Source organism: Streptomyces sp. NPDC055955 (assembly GCF_042270245.1).
Classification (GTDB): domain Bacteria; phylum Actinomycetota; class Actinomycetes; order Streptomycetales; family Streptomycetaceae; genus Streptomyces.
The window spans coordinates 254,852-280,054 of the sequence record NZ_JBHJYS010000002.1 but is presented as its reverse complement, the minus strand read 5'-3'; the positions used below and the strand labels follow the sequence as shown (position 1 = coordinate 280,054).

The following is a 25,203-nucleotide window of genomic DNA, read 5'->3' as shown; positions in this document are numbered from 1 at the left end:
CCGGGTCAGCGCACCTCGACCAGGCGGGCGAAGACGACGACATTCCCGTCGTAGCCGTTCTCCTTGGAGAATCCGCCGCCGCACGTGATCACCCGCAGTTCGGGTGCTCCCTTACTGCCGTACACGCGGGTTCCCGGGAAATTCGCCTTCTTGAAGACCTCGATGCCGTAGATCTCGAACACGGCGGTCTTCTTGTCCTTGCGCACGACCTGGACGCGATTTCCCTTTTTGAGCGAGCCGAGGCCGTAGAAGACCGCGGGACCCTGCGCGTTGTCGACATGGCCGACGATGACGGCGGTGCCCTTCTCGCCCGGCGTCACTCCACCGGTGAACCAGCCCGCGAGATTCGGGTCCTCGGGCGGCGGGGCGTCCACCCAGCCGTCCCGATCGACCCCTACGGGCATGACCGGGGCATCCACCTGGATCGCCGGGATCCGCACCCGGTCCGCCACGGAGAACGGCAACGGCTTCGGCGCCTTCGCGCCGGACGGGGTGAGATCCCCTGCCGCCGCGGAGGCAGGCTGCGGGGGACCGAGGTCGAATTCCCCCGCTCCATTGCGGATCAGGGCGATTCCGGTGAGCATTACGAGCGCGATCACGCCCCACGGCGCGCGCTTCTTCTGCTGGCCCTCCTCGTCGGCCGGCTGGGACGAAGACATTCGTTCACCCCTCTCGACGCGGCGGCGAGACCGCGACAGTTGCGCTTACGAAAACGCTAAGCGCGACGCACGCGGCGGGCGACAGCGCAAGTGCAAACGGGTGGCGGCCAGGAATGCGGTACACCGTACGGGTCAGTGGCGTCAAGAAATCCTGACAGTGCGAGACCTGCGGAAGTGTCAGCCCCTGCGGAATTCCATCGGCGATGCCAAAAAGATGGGGTGCGGACCGGGCCGGCCGCGAACTGGGCGGGGCGAACGGGGCGTCGGTGTGCGCCGGTCAGGCGACAGGGTGGTGCGGTGACGGCTTGTCGGGTCCCGCCGTGTGCCATACGTGTGGGCCCGCGCCGCGCCATTCGACCAGATGGGGATCGTCGAGCGTCATGTCGGACTCGCCGAGCCCCGCCGAGCGCAGCAGCCGGATCAGGTCATGGTCGCTGTGCGCGAGCCCGACGGCCCGCCCCCGCACGGTGACGTGCCGCCCTCCCTCGGGTGCGGGAGGGTGTACGACGATAGGGGTGTGCCAGGCAGTCATGGCACCAGAGTGCGTCGCGGGGACGCCGGGCGCAGCCCGCGCCCCACCGGGAGAGGCAGGCAGCGATGACGGACGGCACGGCGTCCACCGGATTTCCGCGCGGGATCGGCGCTCCGGCGCTGCGTGCGCTGAACGGGGCCGGATACACGGAACTCGCCCAGCTCGCGGACGTGCCCGTGAACGAGTTGCGGGCGCTGCACGGGATGGGTCCCAAGGCGTTGCGGGTCCTCGGCGAGGCGCTGGCCGAGCAGGGGCTGGCGCTCGGCGGGCCGCGCTGACCCGGGGGTGAGCGCGGCCCGCCGGCGTCATCCCCCGGCGTGCGGGAACAGCATGAGGAACGGCTCCACGGTGGCCGCGACCCCACGGCTGTAGGGCGCGTCGAGGTCCCAGACCAGGAAGAGCAGGAACGCGATCAGCGCCGAGAAGAGCCCGGCGAGGATCAGCTCGCGTGCCGTCCGGCGGATCTGGAGGGCGAAGACCATGCCGATCGTGACGAGTCCTCCCGTGATGAGGCCGAACCACACGACGCCCGGCATCGTGGCGCCGGTGGAGTCCGCGCGCGCGTTGCGGGCGTCGTCCGCGGCGGTGATCTGGTCGAGCAGCGGCTGGTAGGCCTGCGCCTCGAAGTCGGTCTTCGGCTGGTAGTCGGTGACGTCGTGGCGCACCTTGTCGAGGAGCCGGGTTCCCTCGGCGGTGAGATGGCCCTGGTTCTTCATCGTGCGCCACTCGGTGGTGACGACATGGCTGACATAGGTGTCGACATCCGCGCGGATGCGGTCCCTGACCGCGGTCGGGTAGACGCGGACGCGTTCATGGACCTCGTGCAGGGCCTGCGCCTCGTTGCGCACATGGTCCTGGGCGGCGCTGCGGCCCTCCCAGACACCCGCGATGGCGAGACCCAGGACGATCGCGTACACCACACCGATCATCATCGTCATGTACTCGATGACGTCCGGGGTCTCGCTCGGATCGTCGTCGTCACCGATCCTGCGCTGCTGAAGGACCGTCACGGCGAGCACGACCGCGCACACGACCACCATCGCGAGGGTGAGAACAAGCCATTCCGACATCGGTACCTCCGGGCGGTCAGCGCGGGCGCAGCGCGGCTACGGCGAGCACCGCGGGCGCGGTGATGAGCAGGGTGAGCGAGACCAGGGACGGCCCGCCGCGCGGCGGCGCCTTGCGGGGCGCGGGGCGGTAGGCGGGGTAACTCACCGGCGTCGGCGAGGGTTTGGGGCGCACCGTCGGCTTCGGCGCGGGCGGCGGCGGTGCCTTCACGGGCGGCGGAGGTGGTGGCGGAGGAGGAGGGGGTGGGGGAGGTGGCGGTGGGGGAGGAGGCGGCGGTGGGGGCGGTGGCTTGGGGGCCGGGGGTGGCGCGGGCTTGCGCGGCGGTGGCTTGACGGGGCCCGCCCGGCACACGACGCCGTCCCCGGCGCGGGCTGTCACGTCGCCGCCCTTGCCGATCGAGGCGTACGCGCAGTTGTCGGCCGGGGTCAGCGCGGCCGCGGTGGCGCCGGCCGCGGGCGAGCCCATCAGCCAGGCCAGCGCGAGCACCGCCACCACCCGTGTGACCAGGGTCGACCTGGCCCCTCTGGATCCGTACACGACGGAGATCATGGGCGGCGGGAGGCGCCGTCACGCCACGGCCGAAGGGGATTGGTCCGAAGGTGGGGAGATGGGGGGCGCCAGGTTTGCCCGCGGCCACCGGAGCGCACGCGTGCTCCGCGCCGGATGCGTCCCGCGCCCCCGCCGCCCGAAAGAATTTTCCGGCCCCGTTGAACACATCCGCCGTCGCCGCGCGTACCTAGGGCCATGTGCGGCCCCTTCCGGGATCGCGCAACACCCAAGCAGACAGCGGGAGTTGGCAATGAATACCTGGCGGAACGCCTCACTCGTAGCGACAGCTGCGGCCCTGCTGGCGCTGACGACGGCGTGCGGTCAGGACCAGGGCTATCAGTCCCAGGGCCAGTCCGTGGGCAAGGCCGCCCCGGCGCAGGGCGGATACGGCAACGGCGACGCGTACGGCAGCGGGGACGGCTACGGGGACGCGAAGGACGCGGGGGCGACCAAGGCGAAGCCGGCGGGGCAGCTCGCCACCTGGGACAGCAAGAAGCTCGGCCAGGTCCTCACGGACAGCGCGGGCTTCACGATGTACCGCTTCGACAAGGACACCGCGCAGCCGCCCAAGTCGAACTGCGACGAGGCCTGCCTCAAGGCCTGGCCCGTGGTGCCCGCGGACGGCGCCGAGCCCGCGCCCGGAGTCGACCAGTCGCTGCTCGGTGAGGTGACCGCGGCCGACGGCACCAAGCAGCTCACGGTCGACGGCTGGCCCATGTACCGGTACGCCATGGACACCAAGCCGGGCGACGCGAAGGGGCAGGGGGTCGGGGGTGTCTGGTACGCCGCCGGACCCGACGGCAAGAAGGCGAGTCCCGCCGCCGCGCAGCCCGCCGACCTGGCAGGTCTGTCCACGCGCAAGGACCCGAAACTCGGCGAGATCGTCGTCGACAAGAACGGAATGACTGTCTACCGGTTCCTCAAGGACTCGGCCTGGCCCATCAAGTCGAACTGCGTCGACACCTGCGCGGAGAACTGGCCGGCCGTCGCGCCCGTGGCGAAGAACGACACCAAGGGCATCCTCAAGAAGGGCTTCATGACGTACAACCGCCCCGACGGCGGCAAGCAGCAGACGATCAACTGCTGGCCGGTCTACACCTACTCCGGCGACAAGAAGCCCGGCGACACCAATGGGCAGGGTGTGGGTGGAACTTGGTACGCCGCTTCGCCCGAGGGAAAGCCCGTGGGAGCGCCCAAGTAGGGGCACCGCGTAGAGTCTGCGACGGATTTGGCGAATCGCCGGTCTGTTCCCTCCGTGATCACGCGGAGGGAACAGGCCGGTTCTTTTCCGTTGCAACAGAGAGGGTTTCGGGGTGATTTCGGATCATTGCCATTCGGCACTTGCCGGAGGCAGTGACCGAGAACGGACGGTCAATTTCCGTTTTGACTCGCTCCATTGGCGGGCGATCAGTAGCCTCAGCTCGAACACCGGCTCGCCTACGCCTTGGAGACATTGATGGAGCGTCCCGCCTGGGCCCCTCAGGGCATCGACATCTCGGTGCCCAGCGTGTCCCGGATCTACGACTACTACCTGGGCGGTTCGCACAACTTCGAGGTGGACCGGGAGGCGGCCCGCAAGGCGATGGAGTTCCTGCCGGGGCTCCCGAAGATCATGCAGGCGAATCGCGCCTTCATGCGCCGGGCGGTGCGTTACGCGGTTCAGGAGGGCGTCACCCAGTTCCTGGACATCGGCTCCGGAATCCCCACCTTTGGCAACGTCCACGAGGTGGCCCAGGCAGCCGATCCCGAAGCGCGCGTCGTGTACGTCGACCACGACCCGGTCGCCGTCGCGCACAGCCGGGCCGTCCTGGACGGCAACGACCGCGCGGCCGTCGTGACCGCCGACCTGCGCAAGCCCCGGGAGATCCTCGCGGCACCCGAGGTCGGTGAACTCCTCGACCTGGACAAGCCGGTCGCCCTGCTCCTCGTCGCCGTCCTGCACTTCGTCGAGGACGCCGACGACCCGCAGAGCGCCGTCGCCGAACTGCGGGACGCCCTCGCGCCCGGCAGCCTCCTGATCGTCACGCACGCCGCGTACGAGGGCATCCCCGTCCCCGCCGCGCGCGCCGCCGGCACGGTCGACGTGTACAAGAACATCCGCAACCCGCTGATCATGCGCTCGCGCGAGGAGATCGCGCGGTTCTTCGAGGGATACGAGATGGTGGAGCCCGGACTCGTGCAGATGCCCGACTGGCGGCCGGAGAGCGCGCCCTCGGACGAGGATCCATATGCCTTCTCGGGCTGCGCCGGCGTGGGGCGCAAGGCGTGAGCGGCGAAGCGGACGGGCCCGAGGGCAGACTCCGCAGGTTCGCCACCATCTGGAGCCGGGCGATCTTCCCGGTGACGGCGACCTCCCTGACCCGGGTCGAGTTCGAGCAGGAACTCATGCCGCTCGCACGGCGGTTGCGGGACGCGCTCGGCGAGCGGAACCTGGACGCTCCCGCGGCCCAGGCCGTCGGCGCGGCCCTCATCGGCGTGCACTGCACCGACCCCGAGGCGCTCACCCGCACCCTCGACGTCGTCGACGCCTACCTCGTCCTGTACTGCCGTCCCGACGAGGACCGGCGCGAGGAAGAGCTGCGGGCCCGCTGCGCCCGGCTCCAGCACTCCGTCGCGGCCGGCTTCGCCCAGGCCCTGCGCGAGCGGACCCTCGTCGAGCAGGAGGCCATCTCCCGGGCGGCGCTCAGCGCGCGCAGCGCCGTCGCCGAGGCGCTTCACGCGAGCGAGGCCCGGTTCCGCGCGGTCTTCCACGGCGCGGCCATCGGCATCGGCATAGCCGACCTCGAGGGCACGGTCCTCGAGGCCAACGACGCGCTGGTGCGCATGTTCGGCGGCGCCGAGAACCTGGTGCGCGGCCGCAACGTCGTCGAGTGGACCCACCCCGACGACGCCCCGCACGTGTGGCGCCTGTACGAGGAGCTGGTCCGCGGCGAGCGCGAGCACTACCGCGTGGAGAAGGCGTTCTACCGCCCCGACGGCACCGCCCTGTGGACGAACCTGACCGTCTCCCTCCTGCGGGACGCCGACGGAGTGCCGCAGTACCAGCTGGCACTGGTGGAGGACACCACCGAGCGCCGCCTCCTGAACCTGCGGCTGCGCTACGAGGCGACCCACGACGCGCTCACCGGGCTCCCCAACAGGACGCTGTTCTTCGAGCGCCTGGAGAAGGCGCTCGCGGCCGGCGACGGCATGCGCTTCGGCCTGTGCTACCTCGACCTCGACGGCTTCAAGACCATCAACGACAGCCTCGGACACGCGGCGGGCGACCGGCTCCTCGTCGAGGTCGCCGACCGGCTCCAGGGCTGCGCCACCGCGCCCGGCGAGATGGTGGCGAGGCTCGGCGGCGACGAGTTCGTCGCGCTGACCACCGGCCGTGACACCGCGGCCGAGGTCGACGAGCTCGCCGGACGCATCATGCACGCGCTGGCGACCCCCATCCGCATCGACGGGCGCGAGCTGACCGTGCGCGGCTCCATCGGCATCGTGGAAGGGCCCGCGGCGGGCGAGCGCAGCCCCGCGGAGGTGCTGCGCAGCGCCGACATCACCATGTACCGGGCCAAGTCGGCGGGCGGCAACCGCTACGAACTCGCCGACCCCGAGGCCGACGCGCGCGCCATCACGCGCCACGGCCTCACGAACGCGCTGCCCGCGGCCCTGGAGCGCGCCGAGTTCTTCATCGAGTACCAGCCGCTCGTGCATCTCGGCGACGGCATCGTGCGGGGCGCCGAGGCGCTCGTGAGGTGGCTGCATCCGCAGCACGGTGTGCTCGGGCCCGACCAGTTCATCCCGCTCGCCGAGGACACCGGCCTCATCGTGCCGCTCGGGCGCTGGGTCCTGGAGGAGTCCGTGCGCCAGGCCCGGGTCTGGCAGGAGCGTCACGAGGACGCCGGCCCCCTGCGCATCAATGTGAACCTGTCGCCGATGCAGCTCACCCACCCGGGCCTCGTCTCCGACACCGTCGACATCCTGGAGCGCTTCGGACTCGAACCCGGCGCGCTCTGCCTCGAAGTCACCGAGTCCGCCCTGATCGGCGCGGACGACGACCTCCTGAAGCCGCTGCGGCGGCTCGCCGAGATGGGCGTGGACATCGCGCTCGACGACTTCGGCACGGGCTACTCGAACCTCGCGAACCTGCGCCGGCTCCCGGTGAGCGTCCTCAAGCTGGACCGCTCCTTCACACAGGGCATGCAGCGGTTCCCCGCCGACCCCGTCGACCTGAAGATCGTCGAGGGCATCGTCGGGCTCGCGCACAGCCTCGACCTCTCGGTCACGGTGGAGGGCGTGGAGACGGGCGCACAGGCCGAGCAGCTGCGCGACCTGGGCTGCGACACCGCGCAGGGCTGGTACTACGCCCGCCCGGGCCCGCCGGACCGTCTGCACGAGCTCGCCCTGTGCGACGCGACGGGGTGAGGGCCGGGTGATCCGCTGGGTGTACGCCTTCGTCGACCGGCCGGAGGCCCACTTCGGGGCGACCTGCGACTTCTGGACGCGGGTCACGGGGACGCGGCTGTCCGCGCACCGGGGCGACCGCGACGAGTTCGCGACGCTGCTGCCGGACGACTCGGCCGATCCGTACCTGAAGGCGCAGGCGGTCACCGGCCCGGCAGGCGCCCACCTGGACTTCGCGGTGGACGACCTCGCTCGGACGGCGGGCCTGGCGCGCCGCCTCGGGGCGACACCCGTCCACGCGGAGGACGGCCTGGAGGTCCTGCGCTCACCCGGCGGCCAGCCGTTCTGCCTGGTCCCGTGGTCCGGCGAGCACCGGCGCCCCGCCCCCGTCACGGCCCCCGACGGGTCGACGAGCCGCCTGGACCAGGTGTGCGTGGACCTGGCCCCGGCGGTGTACGACGCGGAGATCGACTTCTGGACGGTCTTCACCGGATGGACCGCGGCGCCGGGCACGCTCCCGGAATTCCACACGATCCGCCCCCCGGCGGAACTCCCGGTACGCATCTTGCTGCAACGCCTCACGACCCCCCGCCCCACAGGCGCCCACCTGGACTTGGCCTGCACGGACATCGAGGCAACGCGCACCTGGCACGAATCGCTGGGCGCGACGCTCCGGTCGAGGGGCACCCACTGGCTGGTCCTACAGGACCCATCGGCCACGACGTACTGCCTGACATCAAGACGCCCCGAGTAACCAAGGCCCCTCAGCCCCACGCTCAGGGGCGCGGGGAGCGGCGCGGACGTTCAGAGGCGCGGGGGGTGGACGATCAGGGGGCGGACGTTCAGGGGGCGGATGTTCAGGGGCGCGGGGAACGGCGCGGACGTTCAGGGGGCGGATGTTCAGGGGCGCGGGGAACTGCGCAATAAGCGACGACATGCCGCACTCGGAATCCGGCCTCAGCCCCCACGGCCAGGGGCGCGGGGAACGGCGCAAAATACGACGGCATGCCGCACCTGGAATCCGGCCTCAGCCCCCACGATCAGGGGCGCGGGGAACGGCGCAAAAAGCGACGGCATGCCGCACCTGGAATCCGGCCTCAGCCCCCACGATCAGGGGCGCGGGGAACTGCGCGATCCCCCAAAGACGACCCGCACACAACAACCCGGCACCGACACGTCACCTCTCCAACAACATCCGCTGAAGCTCCCGCGCGGCCCGAGGCGGAGCCACATCGCTGCGATGGGCCAGCGCAATGGTCCGGTGCAGCCCGGGACGGGCCAGCGGAGTCACTCGCAGATCGGCCCCCACCCGCGTCGCGACCATGTGCGGCACGACCGCCACCCCGAGCCCCGCCCGCACGAACCCCAGCACCGCGTCCATCTCGCCGCCCTCCACGGCGAAATCCGGCTCGAACCCCTCCGCCCGGCAAGCGGCGACGGTCAGTTCCCGCAGGTCGTAGCCGTGCCGGAACATCACAAGTCGCTCACCCTCAAGATCGGAAATGCGTACGGACCGCCCCCGTCCGGGCCGCGGAGCGTCCGGCGACGAGACCACCACCAGGTCCTCACGCAGCAGCTCCACGGTCGTCAGCGCGGGCGCCGGCGCGGGCAGCGGCAGCACCACGAGCGCCAGATCGAGCGCTCCGCGCGCGAGTTCGCGTACGAGGTCGTGGGAGCCGCCCTCCTCGATCATGAGGCGGATGCCGGGATACCGGTCGTGGAAGGTGCGCAGCACGTCGGGCAGCAGGCCCGTGCACAGTGAGGGCGTGGCGCCGAGGCGGACCCGGCCGCTCTTGAGCTGCGCCAGCTCGTGCACCTCCTGCCGGGCCGTGTCCGCGTCGGCGAGGATGCGGCGGGCCAGCGGAAGGAGCGCCTCACCCGCGTCGGTGAGCGTGATGTTCCCGCGGGCCCGCAGGAAGAGATCGGCGCCCAGCTCCCGCTCCAGGGACCGGATCTGCTGGGACAGCGACGGCTGGGCGACATGGACCACTTCGGCCGCCCGGGTGAAGTGCCGGGTCTCGGCGACCGCGACAAAGTACTGGAGCTGCTGGAACTGCATGACCCTCACAGTAGTCGGTCGATAGTCCATGCCTATGGAAATGAGCCGTACCATGTCTTGGACCGATCGGGCCCTTCGGCCCTAGCGTGCAGGACATGGCTCTGGCAACACGGACGGACCGACGGCCGTCCATGACGCGTACGCTCTGGGACTCGTCCGTCGGCAAGAAGACAGTGATGGCCGTGAGCGGCCTGATCATGCTGCTCTACTTGGTCGTCCACATGATCGGCAACCTGAAGATCTTCTTCGGGTCGGGCGAGTTCAACCACTACGCCCACTGGCTGCGCACCGTCGGTGAGCCGTTCATGCACTACGAGTGGACGCTGTGGCTCGTCCGCGTCGTGCTCGTGGCCGCCGTCGTCGCGCACGCCACGTCCGCGTACCAGCTGAGCCGCCGCGACATCAAGGCCCGCCCGGCCAAGTACGTGCACAAGAAGGCCCGTTCGAGCTACGCCACGCGCACCATGCGCTGGGGCGGCATCATCCTCGCGCTGTTCATCGTGTGGCACATCCTCGACCTGACGACCGGCACCGCGCACCCGGGAGGCTTCCAGCCGGGCCACCCGTACCAGAACGTGATCGACACCTTCTCCACCTGGTACGGCAACGTCGTCTACATCGCCGCGATGCTCGCACTCGGCCTGCACGTCCAGCACGGCTTCTGGAGCGCGGCCCAGACCCTCGGCGTGGGCAACGCGACCCGCGACCGCGTCCTGAAGACCATCGCCAATGTTCTCGCGCTGCTGCTCACGGCCGGCTTCATCGCCGTACCCGTGGGCGTCATGACCGGAGTGGTGAGCTGACCCATGAATTCCTACGCGGAGTACGCGACCGGTGAGCCGGTCGTCGACACCAAGGCCCCCGAGGGCCCCGTCAACGAGCGCTGGGACACCCGCCGCTTCGAGGCGAAGCTGGTCAACCCGGCCAACCGCCGCAAGCACACCGTGATCGTGGTCGGCACCGGCCTGGCCGGCGGCTCCGCGGGCGCCACGCTCGCCGAACAGGGCTACCACGTCGTCCAGTTCTGCTATCAGGACTCCCCGCGCCGCGCCCACTCGATCGCCGCGCAGGGCGGCATCAACGCCGCGAAGAACTACCGCAACGACGGCGACTCCGTCCACCGCCTGTTCTACGACACGGTCAAGGGCGGCGACTTCCGCGCCCGCGAGTCGAACGTCCACCGCCTCGCGCAGATCTCCGTCGAGATCATCGACCAGTGCGTCGCGCAGGGCGTCCCGTTCGCCCGCGAGTACGGCGGCCTCCTCGACACCCGCTCCTTCGGCGGCGTCCAGGTCTCCCGCACGTTCTACGCCCGCGGCCAGACGGGCCAGCAGCTCCTCCTCGGCGCCTACCAGGCGCTGTCCCGGCAGATCGCCGCCGGGAACATCGAGATGCACGCGCGCACCGAGATGCTCGACGTGATCGTCGTCGACGGCAAGGCCCGCGGCATCGTCGCCCGCGACCTGATCACCGGGAAGATCGACACGTACTTCGCCGACGCCGTCGTCCTCGCGTCCGGCGGCTACGGCAACGTCTTCTACCTGTCGACGAACGCCATGAACTCCAACGCGACCGCCGTGTGGCGGGCGCACCGGCGCGGCGCCTACTTCGCCAACCCCTGCTTCACCCAGATCCACCCCACCTGCATCCCGCGCACCGGCGACCACCAGTCGAAGCTGACGCTGATGAGTGAGTCGCTGCGCAACGACGGCCGGATCTGGGTCCCCAAGGCCAAGGGCGACGACCGCCCGCCGAACAAGATCCCCGAGGACGAGCGCGACTACTACCTGGAGCGCATCTACCCCTCCTTCGGCAACCTCGTGCCCCGTGACATCGCCTCGCGCGCCGCGAAGAACGTGTGCGACGAGGGCAGGGGCGTGGGCCCCGGCGGCCAGGGCGTGTACCTGGACTTCGCCGACGCCATCAGCCGCATGGGCAAGAAGGCCGTCGAGGAGAAGTACGGCAACCTCTTCGACATGTACGCGCGGATCACCGCGGAGAACCCGTACGAGGTGCCCATGCGCATCTACCCCGCCGTGCACTACACGATGGGCGGCCTGTGGGTCGACTACGACCTCCAGACCACGATCCCGGGCCTGTTCGCGGTCGGCGAGGCCAACTTCTCCGACCACGGCGCCAACCGCCTGGGCGCGAGCGCGCTCATGCAGGGCCTGGCCGACGGCTACTTCGTGCTTCCGTCGACCATCAACGACTACCTCGCGCGCAACCCGCACCGCGACGAGGTGAGCGCCGGACACCCCGTCGTCCAGGAGGTGCTGGCCGAGACCGAGGACCGGATCAACCTCCTCCTCGCCGTCGACGGCGACCGCACCCCCGACTCCTTCCACCGTGAACTCGGCGAACTCATGTGGGAGTTCTGCGGCATGGCCCGTACGGAAGAAGGCCTGCGCAAGGCCCTCGACCGGATCCCGCAGATCCGCGAGGAGTTCTGGCGCCGCATCAAGGTGCCGGGCACCGGCGAGGAGTTCAACCAGTCGCTGGAGAAGGCCAACCGCATCGTCGACTACCTGGAGCTCGCCGAGCTCATGTGCCTCGACGCCCTGCACCGCGCCGAGTCCTGCGGAGGCCACTTCCGCGAGGAGTCCCAGACCCCGGACGGCGAGGCCGCCCGCCGTGACGAGGAGTTCTCCTACGCGGCCGCCTGGGAGTTCACCGCCACCGGCGACGCCCCCGTCCTGCACAAGGAAGACCTCGTCTTCGAGTACGTCCACCCCACTCAGCGGAGCTACGCATGAAGCTCACCCTGCGCGTCTGGCGCCAGAAGAACGCCGACGCCGAAGGCGCCATGTCCACGTACGACGTGGACGGAATCTCGCAGGACATGTCGTTCCTGGAGATGCTCGACACGCTCAACGAGGAGCTCATCCTCAAGGGCGACGACCCCGTCGCGTTCGACCACGACTGCCGTGAGGGCATCTGCGGGGCCTGCTCCCTCGTCATCAACGGCGACGCGCACGGCCCCGAGCGGACCACGACCTGCCAGCTGCACATGCGGTCCTTCCAGGACGGCGACACCATCGACATCGAGCCGTGGCGCGCCTCCGCCTTCCCCGTGGTGAAGGACCTCGTCGTCGACCGCACCGCCTTCGACCGGATCATCCAGGCCGGCGGCTACATCAGCGCGCCGACCGGGGCCGCGCCCGAGGCACACGCGACACCCGTGCCCAAGCCCGACGCGGACTTCGCGTTCGAGCACGCCGAGTGCATCGGCTGCGGCGCGTGCGTGGCGGCCTGCCCGAACGGCTCCGCGATGCTGTTCACCTCGGCGAAGGTCAACCATCTCAACGTCCTGCCGCAGGGCGCGCCCGAGCGCGAGACCCGCGTCCTCGACATGGTCGGGCAGATGGACGCCGAGGGCTTCGGCGGCTGCACGCTGACCGGCGAGTGCGCGACGGCGTGCCCGAAGGGGATCCCGCTGCCGTCGATCGCGGCCATGAACAAGGAGTGGCTGCGCGCGACGCGCAAGGTGAGCCGCTGATCCACCGATCGATGCGGCGATAGGCGTCCCGCGACCAGCGCGGGGTGGGCGGGACCGGGAGTGGTGCTCAAACCCTCGGTCCCGTCATCGCGTTGCCGGAGCCCCCTTGTACGCTTCCCGGCATGATCGTGACCCGCGACGGGGAGGCGCGTGGCGCCGCACCGCGAGAGCGGCACCCGCGCTGAGCGCGATGCCGAAGCCCCGGCGTACGACCGCTGGGCACGCTGGCTCGCGCCGCTCGTGGAGCGGGTCGGCGCCTCGGATCCGATCGCGCCCGCGGCGGCTGTGGGCACTTGTCGTCGGCCGGTCTGGTGGGCCTGCGGGCCGCGGTCGTGACCGTTCGCGAGGTGCTCGGCAGGGATGCCGTGACACCGGCGCAGGCACTGACCGCTGTCGTCGAGGCCGACGAGCGCTGGAGCTACTGGCGTCCGCACGCGCAGAGCGGCGCGGACCTGCTGGACGGCGTGCCCGACTGATCGCCGCACGCCCCTGACGCACTGTCACGTCGGCGGCGTAACGTCGCTACATGTATCCGGGAGCGTACGACCCAGCCAGGCCGGCCGTCGTCATGGCTGACGGCGACACCGCACTCACCTATGGGCAGTTGGAAGAGAATTCGCTGCGGCTCGCCGATCATCTGCGCGGCGTGGGGCTGCGCAGAGGTGATCATGTGGCGCTGCTCGCCGACAATGACCCGCGGGTCATGGAGGTCTACTGGGCAGCCATGCGTTCGGGCCTGTACCTGACCGCCGTCAATCACCATCTGACCGCCGAGGAAGCCGCGTACATCGTGCGGGACTGCGGCGCTCGCGCGCTGATCGTCGCCGATGGGACGCTCGGGGAACTCGCTCGCCGGGTTGCCGAGTCGGTGCCCGAGGTGACGCACCGGCTCGGCTTCGACGACGGCACGTACGACGCAGCGCTGCGGGCCGCGTCCGCCGAGCCGCCGCCCGTCCAGCCGCGCGGCGCCGACATGCTCTACTCGTCCGGCACGACCGGTCGCCCCAAGGGCATCGAACCCACGCTGCCCGACGGGGACATCCGGACCGACCCGAGCACGTACCAGCTGCTCTTCCAGCCCATGTACGGCTTCGGTGAGGACACGGTGTACCTGTGCCCGGCGCCCCTCTACCATGCCGCGCCGCTGCGGTTCTGCGGCACGGTCACGGCGACCGGCGGGACGGTCGTGCTGATGAAGTCCTTCGACGCGCAGAAGGCGTTGGAGGCGATCGAGCGGCATCGTGTCACGCACAGCCAGTGGGTGCCGACCATGTTCGTGCGCATGCTCAAGCTGCCGGAGGCGGTGCGGGAGAGCGCCGACACCTCGTCGATGAAGGTCGCCATCCACGCCGCCGCGCCCTGCCCGGCCGAGGTGAAGCGGCGGATGATGGAGTGGTGGGGGCCGGTGCTGTACGAGTACTACTCGTCGACCGAGGGGAACGGGATCACCTTCATCGGCCCGGAGGAATGGCTGCGCAAGCCGGGTTCGGTCGGGTGCGCCGGGCTCCTGGGGGAGCTGCGCATCTGTGACGGGGAGGGGAAGGTGCTGCCTCCCGGCGAGACCGGCGTCGTCTACTTCGAGCGCGACGAGCTGCCCTTCCGGTACCACCGCGACGACGACCGGACCCGCGAGGCCCAGCACCCCGACCACCCCAACTGGACCACCACCGGCGACATCGGTCACGTCGACGAGGACGGCTACCTGTATCTCACCGACCGCACGGCGTTCACGATCATCTCCGGCGGTGTCAACATCTACCCCCAGGAGATCGAGGACTGTCTCGTCCTGCACCCCTCGGTCGCCGATGTGGCCGTCATCGGTGTGCCCGACGAGGAGATGGGGGAGTCCGTGCGCGCCGTGGTGCAGCGGGCCGAAGGAGCCTTGGGGGAAGAGGAGCTGGGACGTGAGCTGATCGCGTACGTGCGCGAGCGCATCGCGCACTACAAGGTGCCCCGGGAGGTGGTGTTCGTGGACGAACTGCCGCGCACGCCGACCGGGAAGCTGGCCAAGGGCCGGCTCCGGTCAGCGGCTCAGTAGCCGCGCCAGATAGGGGGCGGTGCGGCTGCCGGGCGCGTCGGCCACGGCGCGCGGCGGGCCCGCGACGACGACCTGCCCGCCCTCGTCGCCGCCCCCGGGCCCCATGTCCACGACCCAGTCGGCGCCGGCCACCACTGCCATGTCGTGCTCGACGACCACGACCGTGTGGCCCGCGTCGACCAGGCCGTGCAGCTGGCGCAGCAGCACCTCCACGTCGGCCGGGTGCAGGCCGGTCGTCGGCTCGTCGAGGAGATAGAGGGTGTGGCCGCGCCGCACCCGCTGCAACTCGCTCGCCAGCTTGATGCGCTGGGCCTCGCCGCCGGAGAGCTCGGTGGCCGGCTGGCCGAGCCGGAGGTAGCCGAGGCCCACGTCGAGCAGCGTGTCCAGACTGCGCAGCACGGGCCGGGCCGCGTCGTCGTCCGCCGCCGTGAAGAACCCGGCCGCGGCCTCCACGGTCAGGTCGAGCACTTCCGCGACGGTGCGCCCTCGGTACGTCACTTCGAGCGTCTCGGGGTTGTAGCGCGCGCCCGCGCAGTCCGGGCACGGCGCGTACGTGCTCGGCAGGAAGAGGAGTTCGACACTGACGAAGCCCTCGCCCTGGCACGTCTCGCAGCGCCCGCCGGCCACGTTGAACGAGAACCGGCCCACGCCGTATCCGCGTGCCCGCGCTTCCTCGGTGCCCGCGAAGACCTTCCGCACGACGTCGAACAGGCCGGTGTACGTGGCCAGGTTGGAGCGGGGCGTGCGTCCGATCGGCCTCTGGTCCACGACCACGAGACGCCCGACCCCCTCGACCTCCTCCGAGATCTCGCCGATCAGGGTGGACTTGCCGGACCCGGAGACGCCCGTGACGGCCGTGAACGCGCCGAGCGGGAACTGTGCGTGCACGTCCCGCAAGTTGTGCCGTGTCACCGGACCGACCTTCAACCAGCCCTGGGGTGCGCGCACCCGACGCTCGGGCGCGGGGGAGTCGTCGAAGAGGAAGCGGGCCGTCGCCGAGTCCGCGACGTCGCGCAGGCCGTCCACGGGGCCGCTGTGCAGCACCTGCCCGCCGTGCTCCCCGGCCCGCGGGCCCACGTCGACCAGCCAGTCCGCTCGTCGCATCACGTCCAGGTGGTGCTCGACCACGAACACCGAGTTGCCCGCAGACTTCAGCCGGTCGAGGACGGTCAGCAGTGACTCGGTGTCCGCCGGATGCAGCCCCGCCGACGGCTCGTCCAGCACGTACACGACACCGAACAGGCCGGACCTCAACTGCGTGGCCAGGCGCAGGCGTTGCAGCTCGCCCGCCGAGAGGGTCGGGGTCGGCCGGTCGAGGCCGAGATAGCCGAGGCCGAGCTCCGTGACCGTCGCGATCCGCGCCCGCAGGTCGTCCGTGAGCACCCGGGCCGTCTGTGAGGCGTCCTCGCCGGCGGCGAGGATCCCGGCCAGCTCCGCCAGTGGCAGCCGGGCCAGCTCCGCGATCGTGCGGCCCTCGAACGTCACCGCCAGGGCCTCCGCCCGCAGCCGCGCACCCCCGCACGCGGGGCACGGGGCGCTGTCCAGGAACTTCTCCGCCTTCGCGCGCAGCGTCTGGCTCTTCGAGTCGGAGAACGTCTTCAGCACATAGCGGTTCGCGCTCATGTACGTGCCCTGGTAGGGGCGTTGGATGCGCTCCGCGTCGCGCACCGGGTGCACCGTGACCACGGGCTGCTCGTCCGTGAACAGGATCCAGTCGCGGTCCGCCTGTGCCAGTTCCCGCCAGGGGCGGTCCACGTCGTGTCCGAGCGCGTCGAGGATGTCGCGCAGGTTCTTGCCCTGCCAGGCGCCGGGCCAGGCGGCGATCGCGCCGTCGCGGATCGACAGCGACGGATCGGGGACGAGGAGTTCCTCGGTGGTGCGGTGGACCCGGCCCAGGCCGTGACATTCGGGGCAGGCGCCCGCCGCCGTGTTCGGCGAGAACGCGTCCGAGTCGAGCCGCTCGGCGCCCTGCGGATAGGTGCCCGCGCGTGAGAAGAGCATCCGCAGGGAGTTCGACAGTGTCGTCACCGTGCCGACCGACGACCGGGACGTCGGCGCCGAACGGCTCTGCTGCAGCGACACCGCCGGCGGCAGACCCGTGATCCCGGAGACCTTGGGGGCGCCGATCTGGTGGATGAGGCGGCGCGCGTACGGAGCCACCGACTCGAAGTAGCGGCGCTGCGCCTCCGCGTAGATCGTGCCGAACGCGAGCGAGGACTTGCCCGAGCCGGACACCCCCGTGAACACCGCGAGGACGTCCCGGGGGATGTCCACGTCGACCCCGCGCAGATTGTGCTCGCGGGCCCCGCGCACCCGCACGAAGCCGTCGTGGCGGGGGTCGGGCGTGGCGGTGTCGGACACAGGGGGCATGCGATGCGGCTCCAGGGTGTACGGCGGTGAGGGCCCGGCCAGCCGGCGGCCGGGGCAAACCCCACGATTCTAGGCCGCGGTCAGGTGCGCGACCCGGGCCAGCCTCCGGTACGACTCCAACAGCCCCTCGCGGTCGTACGTACTGGTCGTGACCAGTACTTCCTGCGCCCCGCTGTCATTGATCACGGTCTCCAGGCCGGCCGTGACCTGCTGCTCCGTGCCCACGATGTGCCCCTGCAGCCCGGACTCGTACAGCTCGCGCTCCTTGGCGGTCATCTCCCCGGCCGTGACGCGTTCGGCGGGCGGCAGTGGAGGGAACGTGCCGTGGGTGCGCGCGTACGCCATCGACCAGGCCTCGGGCATCAGCAGCCGGCGGGCCTCCGGCTCGCTGCCGGCCACGGCGACGGTCCCGGAGATCACCACGTACGGCTCTGCGGCCCAGGCCGACGGGCGGAACTCGGCGCGGTATCGGTCGATGCCGCGCAGCATCTTCTCCCGGTTCCGGAAGTCGCCGATCACCATGGGCAGGCCCGCGTGTGCGGCGATCGAGGCGCCCTCGCCCATCGCGAGCACGAACGGCGGCACCGTGAGGCCTTCCGACGGGCGGGCGTGGACGCGCGTGGCCGACGTACCGGTGAAGAACGCGAGGAGTTCGTCGAGCTGTGCCGCGAAGTCGTCCGCATCGTCCTTGTCCCGGCCCAGCGCCTTGCGGACGCCGTCGGTGAACCCGACGGAACGGCCCAGGCCCATGTCGATCCGGCCCGGGAACAGGGACTCCAGGACCCCGAACTGCTCGGCCACGAGCAGAGGCTGGTGGTTGGGCAGCATCACGCCGCCGGTGCCCACGCGGATCGTCCGCGTGGCCGACGCGATCGCCGCCGCGAGCACGGTGGGCGCGGAGCCGGCGACGCCCGGCACGCCGTGGTGCTCGGAGACCCAGACCCGGTGGTAGCCCAGGCGCTCCAGGTCCTGGGCGAGCGCGACGGTGTCACGCAGCGCGTCCGGACCGGTGTGGCCCTCTCGGGTGCGGGAGCGGTCCAGGACGGAGAAGCGGGTCGTTGCGATCACGGTGCTCACGCCTTGGTTCAACGTCGTGGCGATGTCAGGATTCCCGCACCGCTGGGCCGGGCCGTCCTTAGGCTGGAATCCATGGCCCAGGACACACGACCTCTCGCGGTCTTCGACCTCGACAACACCCTCGCCGACACGGCTCACCGCCAGCGCTTCCTGGAGCGCAGCCCGCGCGACTGGCCGGCGTTCTTCGCGGCCGCGCCGGACGATCCGCCGCTCGCGCGCGGCGTCGAGCTGGCGCGGGAGAGCGCCCTCGAGTGCGAGGTCGTCTACCTCACGGGCAGGCCGGAGCGCTGCCGCGCCGACACCGTGGCCTGGCTGGCCGAACAGGGCCTGCCCGAAGGGCGCGTCCGGATGCGCCGCAACGACGACCGCAGGCCCGCGCGCCGCACCAAACTGGAGATGTTGCGCACGCTCTCCCGCGACCGCGAGGTCCGCATGCTGGTCGACGACGACGAGCTCGTGTGCGACGAGGCCGAACGGGCGGGCTTCACCGTCGTACGCGCCCGGTGGGCGAGCGGGTCCGAGGCGCTGAAGGACGCCCAGGAGCGCGAGGGCCGGACCTGAGCGGGCCCCCACGCGGGTTCGGGACCGGACCTGAGGGGGCCCGCCACGCGGGTCGGACCGGACCTGGGCGGGCCCGCCACGCGGGTCGGACCGGACCTGAGGGGGCCCGGCGCGCGCCGTCAGGCCTCGTCCTCCAGCCGGAAGCCGACCTTCAGGCCGACCTGGTAGTGCTCGATCTGCCCGTTCTCGATGTGGCCGCGTACCTGGCACACCTCGAACCAGTCCAGGCCGCGCAGGGTCTGGGAGGCGCGGGCGATGCCGTTGCGGATGGCCTGGTCGACCCCCTCCTGGGAGGTGCCGACGATCTCTGTGACCCGGTACGTGTGATCGGACATGGAGGCCTCCTCGGCCCGTGCGGTGGACGTCCTCTCCACGGTGCCTCAGGTCACCGCGGACCGCGAGCGAGAGGGCAGATGTTCGACTTACCTGCCGTCACCCCCTTGACCGCCAGAATGGTCCATACCAAAATCCAGCCACACCCGTGCGAGCGTCACGCTCACCCCCACGTCGGGCCGCCCCTCCCTGTCCGCAGGCAGAAAGTGACCTACGTGAAGCACCGCCGCACCGCCGCGTCCCTCATCCCCCTCGCCCTCGTGTCCGCCTCGCTGCTCTCGGGCTGCGCCTATCTGCCGGGCGGGGGCGACGAGCAGCGCACGGTGACCGTCTGGCTGATGAAGGACAGCGCCTCGGACGCGTTCCTGAAGCGGTTCACGAAGAGCTTCGAGGACAAGAACCCCGGCCTGCGCCTGGACATCCGCATCCAGGAGTGGACCGGCATCGGCGAGAAGGTGAGCGCGGCCCTGGGCCGGGCGCAGGGCGACCCGGCGAGCAAGGACGCGGCGGACGGACCGGCTCCCGACGTCATCGAGGTCGGCAACACCCAGGTCCCCCAGTACGTCGACGAGGGCGGACTGCTCGACCTCAGCCTGGAGTCCGCGCGCGACTTCGGCATGGAGGACTGGCTGCCCGGACTCGCCGAACCCGGCATGTTCCACTCACGCCAGTACGGCATCCCCTGGTACGCGGCCAACCGGGTGGTGATCTACAACAAGGACCTGTTCGCGAAGGCGGGCATCAAGCGGCCACCCCGCACCCGCGCCGAGTGGCTCGACGTCACGCGGCGCCTGAACACCCGCGGTGACCAGGGCATCTACCTCGCCGGCCAGGACTGGTACACACTCGCCGGATTCATCTGGGACGAGGGCGGCGACCTCGCCACGGAGGACGGCGGCATCTGGGAGGGCAGCCTCCAGTCACCGGCGGCGCTGCGCGGCATGGAGTTCTACCGGCAGCTCCAGGCCCTCGGCCGGGGTCCCAAGGACGCCGACGAGGAACACCCGCCGCAGTCGGGGGAGTTCGCGAAGGGCGACGTCGGCCAGATCGTCGCCGTGCCGGGCGTCGCCCAGGCCGTCGAGGAGCAGAACCCCGAACTCAAGGGAAAGCTGGGCTTCTTCCCGATCCCGGGCAAGACAGCGGCCAAGCCGGGGTCCGTCTTCACCGGCGGCTCCGACCTGGTCGTGCCCGAGAACACCGACGACCGCGACGGAGCCGTCGCGGTCGTCAAGGCTCTGGCCGGCGAGAAATGGCAGAAGGACCTCGCCAGGACCATGAACTACGTGCCCAACAAGACGACGCTGAGCGACGCCGTCGCCGACGAGCCGGGCGTGGCCGCCATGGCGGCCGGCGCCGCACGCGGCCGGGCCACGCCCGTGTCCCCGCTGTGGGCGAAGGTCGAGGCCGACAACCCGATCAAGGCGTACATGTCGAAGGTGCTCGCCGGGGCCGCCCCGGCCGAGGAGGCCAGGGCGGCTTCCCGCCGGATCACCAAGGAGCTGGACGCCAGCGGGCCGTGACCCGCCCCGCCCCGGGCACCCCGGCCGTCAGTCGACGCGGCTGAGGGAGAGCGCGAAGCGGTTCTGCGCGTCCGTCCACCAGTGCGTCATACGCAGCCCCGCGCCCGCCAGTTCGGCCCGCACGCCGTCCTCGCGGAACTTCGCCGAGATCTCCGTGCGGATCTCCTCCCCGTCCTCGAAGTCGACCGCGAGGCCGAGCGCCGGGATCTTGACGGTCTGCGCGGCCGTCGAGCGCAGCCGCATCTCGATCCACTCGTTGTCCGCGTCCCACAGGGCGACATGCTCGAAGGCGCCCGGGTCGAAGTCGGCGCCCAGGTCGCGGTTGATGACGCCGAGCACGTTCTTGTTGAACGCGGCAGTCACGCCCGCCGCGTCGTCGTACGCCGCGACGAGGACCGACTCGTCCTTCACCAGGTCCGTGCCGAGCAGCAGCATGTCCCCGGGCCGCAGCAGGGCGCGTACGGCGGTCAGGAACGTGGCCCGCTCGGCCGGCAGGAGGTTGCCGATGGTGCCGCCGAGGAACGCGGCCAGGCGCGGCCCCGGGGCGTCCGGCAGGGTGAGCGCCAGCGTGAAGTCGGCGATCAGCGCATGGATGCGCAACCCTGGCCGCTCGGCGCCGAGCGCCTCGGCGGCGCCCCGCAGCGCGCTCTCGCTGACGTCCACAGGGATGTACGTCTCCAGGTCCGGCAGATCGTCGAGCAGGTGGCGGGTCTTGTCCGACGAGCCGGATCCCAGCTCGACGAGCGTGCGGGCGCCGGTGGCGTCGGCGATCTCCTGCGAGCGGGCCAGCAGGATCTCCCGCTCGGCGCGCGTCGGGTAGTACTCGGGCAGGGTCGTGATCTCGTCGAACAGCTCGCTGCCGCGCGCGTCGTAGAACCACTTGGGCGGCAGCGTCTTCGGCGTGCCGGTCAGGCCGGTGAGGACATCGGAGCGCAGGGCGGCGCCGGTGGCGTCCTCGGGCAGGGTGCGGGTCAGCTGGTACGGGCTCACGCGGAGGGCTCCTTGAGCGGGGTCAGCAGGACGTCGGTGCGGCTCGCGGCGAGCAGGGTGCGGTCCGGCACCTCGTGCCAGTGCGGATCGTCGTCGTAGGGCTCGGAGGCGACGACGGTGCGGCCGGGTTCGGCGAGACACCAGAGGCTGTCGCCCCAGGCGGTCGCGGTGACCGTCTCGCCGTCGGTCAGCAGGAGGTTGAGGCGGGATCCCGGCGCGGCCTCGGCGACCTCCAGGACGGTGTCGGCGAGGGCCTGCCCCTGGTCGTCGCCCGAGCGCAGCCGGTACAGCAGCAGCGCCCACACGAACGCCGAGTCGCAGCGGGCCTCCAGGGACAGCAGGTCGACGGGCGGCACCGACGTGGTCAGCGCGGCGAGCGAGCGGGGCCAGCCGGTCACCGCGCCGTTGTGGGAGAACAGCCACGGGCCACAGGCGAACGGTGCCGCCGCGGCCTCACCGTCCGCACCGCCGAGCGTGGCGTCACGGACCGCGGCGAGCACGGCCCCCGAGCGCACGACCCGCGCGAGGTCGGCGAACGACTGGTCGCCCCAGATGGGCCCGGCCCTGCGATAGCGCGCGGGCACCGGGTCCGTGTCCGCGTACCAGCCCACGCCGAAGCCGTCGGCGTTCACGGTCCCGTGCCGCTGGCGCCGCGGCTCCCAGGACTGGCGCAGCAGGCTGTGGGGCGGCGCCACGAGCACGTCGCCGAGGGGCACCGCAGGGCCCAGGTAGGCCAGATGGCGGCACATCAGGCACCCTCCCCGTCACGCGCGGTGCGGAAGCCGGCGAAGATCTGCCGGCGCACCGGGTAGTCCCAGTTGCGGAACGTGCCGCGGCACGCCACCGCGTCCACGGCGAACGAGCCGCCGCGCAGCACCTTGTGGTCCGGGCCGAAGAACACCTCCGAGTACTCCCGGTACGGGAAGGCCACGAACCCCGGGTAGGGCAGAAAATCGCTCGACGTCCACTCCCACACGTCGCCGATCAACTGCCGCACGCCCAGCGGGGACTCCCCCGCCGGATAGCTGCCCGCCGGGGCCGGGCGCAGATGGCGCTGGCCGAGGTTGGCGCGCTCCGGCGTCGGGTCCGCGTCCCCCCACGGGTAGCGCATCGACCGCCCCGACGCGGGATCGAAACGGGCCGCCTTCTCCCACTCGGCCTCGCTGGGCAGGCGTCGGCCCGCCCAGCGTGCGTACGCGTCGGCCTCGTACCAGCTGACGTGCACGACGGGCTCGTCCGGCGGGACCACCTCGGTCACCCCGAAGCGGCGCCGCAGCCACTGACCGGCCTCACGCCGCCAGAACAGCGGCGACCGCAGCCCGTTGTCCCGCACCAGCGCCCAGCCCTCGGGCGTCCACCAGCGGGAGTCGTCGTAGCCGCCGTCGTCCATGAAGGCCAGATACGCGCCGTTCGTGACCGGCGCCGTGTCGATGTGGAACGGCGGGACCAGACGCGCGTGCGCGGGGCGCTCGTTGTCCAGCGACCACGGCTCGGTGGTCGTCCCCATCGTGAACGGACCGCCGGGCACCAGGACTTCGGACGGCCCGCGAAACGCCGGAGCGACGGGGTCGGGATCCGGCGCCGTCAGCACCGGAGCACCCGCCCGGAGCTGGTGGGTGATCAGCATCGTCTCGTCGTGCTGCTGCTCGTGCTGGGCGATCATCCCGAACGCGAAACCCGCCTCGGTGAGCCGCGTGCCGTGGAACGGTGTGCTCTCCAGGACGTCGAGCGCGCGCCCGCGCACCTCGGCCGCGTAACCACGGGCCTCCTTGGGCGCCAGCAACGGCAGCTTCGGCCGCTCGGACCGCGGGTGCTCGAAGGCGTCGTACAGCGGGTCGATCTCCGGGCGCATCGCCTCGCGGCCCGCGACCGCGCGCAGGAGCCACTGCTCCTCCTGGTTGCCGATGTGGGCCAGGTCCCACACCAGCGGAGACATCAACGGAGAGTGCTGCGCGGTCAGTTCGGGCCCCTCGACACAGCTCGTGAGCAGCGTCGTGCGGTCCCGCGCGGTGAGCAGCGCGGTCCGCGCGCGCTCCCGCAGCGCCGCGGGGTCCGGGGCGGTGTCTTCGCTCTGTGCGGTCATGAGGTGACGGTCCTCCCGGGGGCGGGGGCATCGATGTGGTCGAGCACGTCGTCGGCGGGGCACCGGCCCCGCACGACATAGCGGTCCATGAAGGCGGAGACGGTGGCGAGCACCCCGGGGGATGCGCCGAGCCTCGGCAGCGCGTCGAGCGCCGCCGCGAAACAGGTCACGGCCGCCTCGCCGAGCTCGGGGTCCGAAGGGCCGAGCAGCGCAGCGTCGCGCCACAGCTGATTGTGCGGCGCGGGCAGCGGACCCGCTCGTTCGGACAGCGGCTTCACGGTGCGGTACGCGGTCTCGGCGGCCTCCGGGTCGTCGAACAGCGCGGTCGTCACGGCGAGCGGCACGATCCAGCCGTCGTCGCCGGGCTGGGCGTCGATCATGCGCAGTTCGAGGTGGCCGCGCGGGCGCACCGGCGGGAAGAGGGTGGAGATGTGGTACTCGACGTCGCCGAGCGTGGCGGGCCGCGGCCCACCGGTACGCAGCCACGTCCGCAGGGACATGCCGTCCGGCACGGCCCACGGACCGCTGTCCTGGCGGACGCACATCACCGGCGCGTCCAGGACGTGCCGGACCCAGGCCTCGCGCGGCTCCGCGTCGAGAGGCGGCGCCCCGGACCTGCCGCGGTCGATCTCCTCCCACACGGCCTGGCGGGTGGAACGCCAGCCGGTCGGACGCCCCCACAGCAGCGGTGAGTTGGCGAACGCCGAGACCAGGACGGCGCCCAGCAGATGCGAGAGCCGCCAGCGCCTGCCGTGGCCGAGCGGACCCGGTTCCTCGTACCCGGCGTCGAGGCACACCTGCACCGACGCCGACGAGCACATCATGGCGCGGCCCGCGGGCCCGGCCCGGTCGAGCCAGGTCTCCATGGCGTCGTAGCGCGGCTCGTGGAGCAGCCGTCGCGGCGGGCGCCAGGGATCGGTGCCGAGGCCGGTCAGCGCGAGACCACGGGCGGCGAGTGCGGTGCGGACCGCTGTCAGATCCGCCGAGACGGCCGACACACAGTCCATGAGCGAAGCGGCGGGCAGGGAGCTCAGCTCCAGCTGGCCGCCGGGTTCGACGGTGAGCGCCGAGCTGAGAGGCAGGGCGCCCAGCGCGGCGTACGCCGCGTCGAGCCGTTCGGGTGGTAGGGAGAGCCGCGGCCTGCGCGGCTCGTGGACGAGCCATTCCACTTCGACACCCACAGTGCGAGGCGGTCCGGTCTTGAAGCAGATCCCGCGGACCAGCGCCTCCACCTCGGCCTCGGTGACCAGGGCCGCCGTGCCGAGCTCCGTACAGTCTCCTTCGGGCATGTTCAGGATCCTCCTGATCCGTACGCCTTCATAGTCCCTGGTAGGGGCCGAGCCGTCGACTCGACGGGGATGGGCCGGGCCGGGGCAGTGCTCGTACCACCCAAAACCCTCACAGCGAATCGCACAAGAGTGCCCCTCGGAGAGTGAAAATCTGTTGCTCGCGGTGTCGCCCGGCGCACATCATGCG

Annotated in this window: 24 protein-coding genes; 12 read left to right on the top strand and 12 right to left on the bottom strand. The window is 71.4% G+C overall.

Translation table 11 applies throughout. The annotated features are described in order from the left end of the window. Window positions 1-5 precede the first annotated feature (5 nt). Window positions 6-659, bottom strand: coding sequence for a class F sortase (locus ACFC96_RS04575; protein WP_376610187.1), 654 nt, complete (start codon window positions 657-659; stop codon window positions 6-8). 277 nt (window positions 660-936) lie between these two features. Continuing rightward, on the bottom strand, window positions 937-1,191 hold the full coding sequence (locus ACFC96_RS04570; RefSeq protein WP_340459274.1) for a hypothetical protein: 255 nt from the start codon (window positions 1,189-1,191) through the stop codon (window positions 937-939). A 65-nt stretch (window positions 1,192-1,256) separates the two neighbouring features. Between ACFC96_RS04570 and ACFC96_RS04565 the strand changes: the two genes are divergently transcribed. Beyond that, window positions 1,257-1,469 carry a DNA-binding protein gene (locus ACFC96_RS04565; protein ID WP_376254505.1) on the top strand — a complete coding sequence of 71 codons (213 nt, stop codon included), beginning with the start codon at window positions 1,257-1,259 and terminating at the stop codon, window positions 1,467-1,469. Between the two features lie 27 nt (window positions 1,470-1,496). Here ACFC96_RS04565 and ACFC96_RS04560 read toward each other — a convergent pair whose 3' ends face one another. Then, window positions 1,497-2,261: a DUF4239 domain-containing protein gene (locus ACFC96_RS04560; RefSeq protein ID WP_340459272.1), complete on the bottom strand. Its 765-nt coding sequence runs from the start codon at window positions 2,259-2,261 to the stop codon at window positions 1,497-1,499. A 16-nt stretch (window positions 2,262-2,277) separates the two neighbouring features. Next, entirely contained in the window at window positions 2,278-2,796 is a 519-nt protein-coding gene (locus tag ACFC96_RS04555) for a hypothetical protein (protein WP_340459271.1), read from the bottom strand. A 262-nt stretch (window positions 2,797-3,058) separates the two neighbouring features. Here ACFC96_RS04555 and ACFC96_RS04550 point away from each other — a divergent pair, with 262 nt between their 5' ends. From ACFC96_RS04550 to ACFC96_RS04535, 4 genes are all read left to right on the top strand, one after another. Beyond that, window positions 3,059-4,009 (top strand): SCO0930 family lipoprotein, encoded by a 951-nt coding sequence (locus tag ACFC96_RS04550; RefSeq protein WP_340459270.1) that lies wholly within the window; start codon window positions 3,059-3,061, stop codon window positions 4,007-4,009. 255 nt (window positions 4,010-4,264) lie between these two features. Next, window positions 4,265-5,077: an SAM-dependent methyltransferase gene (locus ACFC96_RS04545; protein ID WP_340459269.1), complete on the top strand. Its 813-nt coding sequence runs from the start codon at window positions 4,265-4,267 to the stop codon at window positions 5,075-5,077. Then, window positions 5,074-7,218, top strand: a complete 2,145-nt coding sequence (locus ACFC96_RS04540) for a putative bifunctional diguanylate cyclase/phosphodiesterase (RefSeq protein WP_376610185.1) — start codon at window positions 5,074-5,076, stop codon at window positions 7,216-7,218. The genes ACFC96_RS04545 and ACFC96_RS04540 overlap by 4 nt, the downstream gene beginning before the upstream one ends. 7 nt (window positions 7,219-7,225) lie before the next feature. After that, window positions 7,226-7,951 carry a VOC family protein gene (locus ACFC96_RS04535; RefSeq protein WP_376610183.1) on the top strand — a complete coding sequence of 242 codons (726 nt, stop codon included), beginning with the start codon at window positions 7,226-7,228 and terminating at the stop codon, window positions 7,949-7,951. Window positions 7,952-8,374: 423 nt separating this feature from the next. Here ACFC96_RS04535 and ACFC96_RS04530 read toward each other — a convergent pair whose 3' ends face one another. Then, on the bottom strand, window positions 8,375-9,256 hold the full coding sequence (locus tag ACFC96_RS04530) for a LysR family transcriptional regulator (protein ID WP_116513166.1): 882 nt from the start codon (window positions 9,254-9,256) through the stop codon (window positions 8,375-8,377). A 131-nt stretch (window positions 9,257-9,387) separates the two neighbouring features. Between ACFC96_RS04530 and ACFC96_RS04525 the strand changes: the two genes are divergently transcribed. From ACFC96_RS04525 to ACFC96_RS04505, 5 genes are all read left to right on the top strand, one after another. Further along, complete coding sequence (locus ACFC96_RS04525) at window positions 9,388-10,059, top strand: succinate dehydrogenase (RefSeq protein ID WP_340458212.1); 672 nt, start codon at window positions 9,388-9,390, stop codon at window positions 10,057-10,059. Window positions 10,060-10,062: 3 nt separating this feature from the next. Further along, the gene (locus tag ACFC96_RS04520; RefSeq protein WP_376254493.1) at window positions 10,063-12,012 is read left to right on the top strand and encodes a fumarate reductase/succinate dehydrogenase flavoprotein subunit; all 1,950 of its coding nucleotides are present in this window, start codon (window positions 10,063-10,065) and stop codon (window positions 12,010-12,012) included. Continuing rightward, on the top strand, window positions 12,009-12,755 hold the full coding sequence (locus tag ACFC96_RS04515; protein ID WP_116506030.1) for a succinate dehydrogenase/fumarate reductase iron-sulfur subunit: 747 nt from the start codon (window positions 12,009-12,011) through the stop codon (window positions 12,753-12,755). The genes ACFC96_RS04520 and ACFC96_RS04515 overlap by 4 nt, the downstream gene beginning before the upstream one ends. 332 nt (window positions 12,756-13,087) lie before the next feature. Then, the gene (locus ACFC96_RS04510; protein ID WP_376610182.1) at window positions 13,088-13,231 is read left to right on the top strand and encodes a hypothetical protein; all 144 of its coding nucleotides are present in this window, start codon (window positions 13,088-13,090) and stop codon (window positions 13,229-13,231) included. A 50-nt stretch (window positions 13,232-13,281) separates the two neighbouring features. Then, on the top strand, window positions 13,282-14,793 hold the full coding sequence (locus ACFC96_RS04505; protein WP_376610180.1) for an acyl-CoA synthetase: 1,512 nt from the start codon (window positions 13,282-13,284) through the stop codon (window positions 14,791-14,793). On the opposite strand, the gene ACFC96_RS04500 is transcribed toward ACFC96_RS04505, so the two are convergent. Continuing rightward, complete coding sequence (locus ACFC96_RS04500; protein ID WP_376610178.1) at window positions 14,779-17,163, bottom strand: ATP-binding cassette domain-containing protein; 2,385 nt, start codon at window positions 17,161-17,163, stop codon at window positions 14,779-14,781. The two genes, ACFC96_RS04505 and ACFC96_RS04500, sit on opposite strands and share 15 nt — an antisense overlap. Window positions 17,164-17,232: 69 nt before the next feature. Continuing rightward, entirely contained in the window at window positions 17,233-18,240 is a 1,008-nt protein-coding gene (locus tag ACFC96_RS04495) for an LLM class flavin-dependent oxidoreductase (RefSeq protein WP_376610176.1), read from the bottom strand. Window positions 18,241-18,312: 72 nt separating this feature from the next. Here ACFC96_RS04495 and ACFC96_RS04490 point away from each other — a divergent pair, with 72 nt between their 5' ends. Then, entirely contained in the window at window positions 18,313-18,801 is a 489-nt protein-coding gene (locus ACFC96_RS04490) for a hypothetical protein (protein ID WP_376254477.1), read from the top strand. Window positions 18,802-18,920: 119 nt separating this feature from the next. Here the strand turns inward: ACFC96_RS04490 and ACFC96_RS04485 are convergent, their stop codons facing one another. After that, window positions 18,921-19,136 (bottom strand): dodecin, encoded by a 216-nt coding sequence (locus ACFC96_RS04485; protein ID WP_227298938.1) that lies wholly within the window; start codon window positions 19,134-19,136, stop codon window positions 18,921-18,923. Between the two features lie 213 nt (window positions 19,137-19,349). Between ACFC96_RS04485 and ACFC96_RS04480 the strand changes: the two genes are divergently transcribed. Then, entirely contained in the window at window positions 19,350-20,654 is a 1,305-nt protein-coding gene (locus tag ACFC96_RS04480) for an extracellular solute-binding protein (protein ID WP_376610174.1), read from the top strand. 27 nt (window positions 20,655-20,681) lie between these two features. Here ACFC96_RS04480 and egtD read toward each other — a convergent pair whose 3' ends face one another. The 4 genes from egtD to egtA are packed head-to-tail and all read right to left on the bottom strand — an operon-like array spanning window position 20,682 to window position 25,016. After that, a complete protein-coding gene (gene egtD, locus ACFC96_RS04475) occupies window positions 20,682-21,644 on the bottom strand; it encodes an L-histidine N(alpha)-methyltransferase (protein ID WP_376254471.1) in 963 nt (320 codons plus the stop codon). Next, window positions 21,641-22,393, bottom strand: a complete 753-nt coding sequence (egtC, locus tag ACFC96_RS04470; protein WP_376610172.1) for an ergothioneine biosynthesis protein EgtC — start codon at window positions 22,391-22,393, stop codon at window positions 21,641-21,643. Before egtC ends, egtD begins: the two co-directional genes overlap by 4 nt. Beyond that, the gene (egtB, locus tag ACFC96_RS04465; RefSeq protein WP_376610170.1) at window positions 22,393-23,727 is read right to left on the bottom strand and encodes an ergothioneine biosynthesis protein EgtB; all 1,335 of its coding nucleotides are present in this window, start codon (window positions 23,725-23,727) and stop codon (window positions 22,393-22,395) included. The genes egtC and egtB overlap by 1 nt, the downstream gene beginning before the upstream one ends. Beyond that, complete coding sequence (gene egtA, locus ACFC96_RS04460; RefSeq protein WP_376610168.1) at window positions 23,724-25,016, bottom strand: ergothioneine biosynthesis glutamate--cysteine ligase EgtA; 1,293 nt, start codon at window positions 25,014-25,016, stop codon at window positions 23,724-23,726. The genes egtB and egtA overlap by 4 nt, the downstream gene beginning before the upstream one ends. Between the last annotated feature and the right edge of the window lie 187 nt (window positions 25,017-25,203).